Consider the following 1,395-nt stretch of genomic DNA (forward strand, 5'->3'; position numbering starts at 1 on the left):
TACTTGCGTAATATTCGGAATCTTCAGATGTATACTTGAGATAGAGTGGGCATTCACCATCCCGAAACTGCGTATAATCAAAATAAAAGGTTTCACCAAAATCAGTTGTGCAGATAACAAGTTGTTTGGGGTCCGTAAAGCCATCTCTTCTATCGAGCAAATTTCGGTAAACAATATCACCAGCAGGAATACCTGCGCAGATTCCATAAATACTGAATATTTCTTCACCTCCAATTTCTCCTCCTCCATAATTTTTTAAAAAATTCTTATAAGAAGAGGTAAATTGTAAACCAAGAGTGTTCTCAGCTGTTTTAATCCGCACCTCATCAGGTGCATTATCTTGAGTACCAAAATTAATAACATGACTATGCATATCAACATATTGTGCAACATCTGATAAAGTATAACTTTTCATAAATTTTTCTCCATAAGTCACAGCGTGTTTTTACTCATAATGAGTGTTTCTAATGATCAATCTTTTTCTACTATAGCCAATGGAATTGGGATGAGATTGATAAAATCATAAGAGATATGTTCTTGAAGGAGCTCTTTTCTCATCTGTCTCTGTATAATCATCTCGCATTTACAATATATGATGGAATTAAAGGAGGTGATCATTAAAACTTAGAGAGCGCCTTTTAGTGGCATTATTTCAATATTTGCAATAATTACTTTTTCTTTTTTTCCTACTTAGGATTTTTTTTGAAATCCAACAAATAACTTTTCTGATAAAATTTGTCTTTGGCTTCATAGGAGCAACAAAACTCCTGCCTTGATAAAATGAGTAGAGAACCTCAACGAGAGGACTATCTTGTTCTTGTGTCACAGGATGTAACATAATAGGCCTACAATCGACTCCAATAGGAGCTCTTCCTGATGCCATTCTTTCCACATTTGTACCTGTTATTATGTGTCCTTTTTCTTTCCAAGAAGAAACTGTTTCAGGATCAAACAGTTCATCTTCCTGATAAACTTTTTGACCTTTAAATTCCCCAGGCTCAGCTGCCCCCATACTTTTTTCTTTATCCATTTCACAATTCATAATCCCCTCGTTTTTTTCAAAATAATCAATTTATTCTTTGTTCTAAATAGACTTAAATAAACTCTCCTTCAAAGAGCGAGGTTATTCCTCGCTAGAAAGCTCTGAGTGATCATCAAAATCTTTTGCTACCCGTTCAATCAAAGCGTAGCTCAGTTGTTTGGTTTTTGCTACTTCTTTGGCTAAAGCTAATGCACGTTCAAGGTGGGTTTTGTTGATGCTCTCATCAAAGCCTAGGTGATCACCTGCCGTAAAGCTTTTCTGATAAGATTGTAAGGTCTCAACATCACCCAATAAAGCAAGAGCGCCAAGATGAAGTAAAGCATAAGGTGCATCGTTTGCTTTAGACGTGGTGC

At 35.8% G+C, this 1,395-nt stretch carries 3 protein-coding genes; all 3 read right to left on the reverse strand.

Annotation, left to right across the window (positions count from 1 at the left end; all coding sequences use genetic code 11):
- Positions 1-415 (reverse strand): SMI1/KNR4 family protein (locus ABID23_RS07980; RefSeq protein WP_354190962.1); only part of this gene is annotated, 415 nt, incomplete at its 3' end.
- A gap of 237 nt (positions 416-652) precedes the next feature.
- Entirely contained in the window at positions 653-1,030 is a 378-nt protein-coding gene (locus ABID23_RS07985) for an HNH/ENDO VII family nuclease (RefSeq protein WP_354190964.1), read from the reverse strand.
- A gap of 93 nt (positions 1,031-1,123) precedes the next feature.
- Positions 1,124-1,395 (reverse strand): DUF6990 domain-containing protein (locus ABID23_RS07990; protein ID WP_435521263.1); only part of this gene is annotated, 272 nt, incomplete at its 5' end.

This window comes from Bartonella silvatica, from assembly GCF_040545155.1.
Classification (GTDB): Bacteria; Pseudomonadota; Alphaproteobacteria; order Rhizobiales; family Rhizobiaceae; genus Bartonella; species Bartonella silvatica.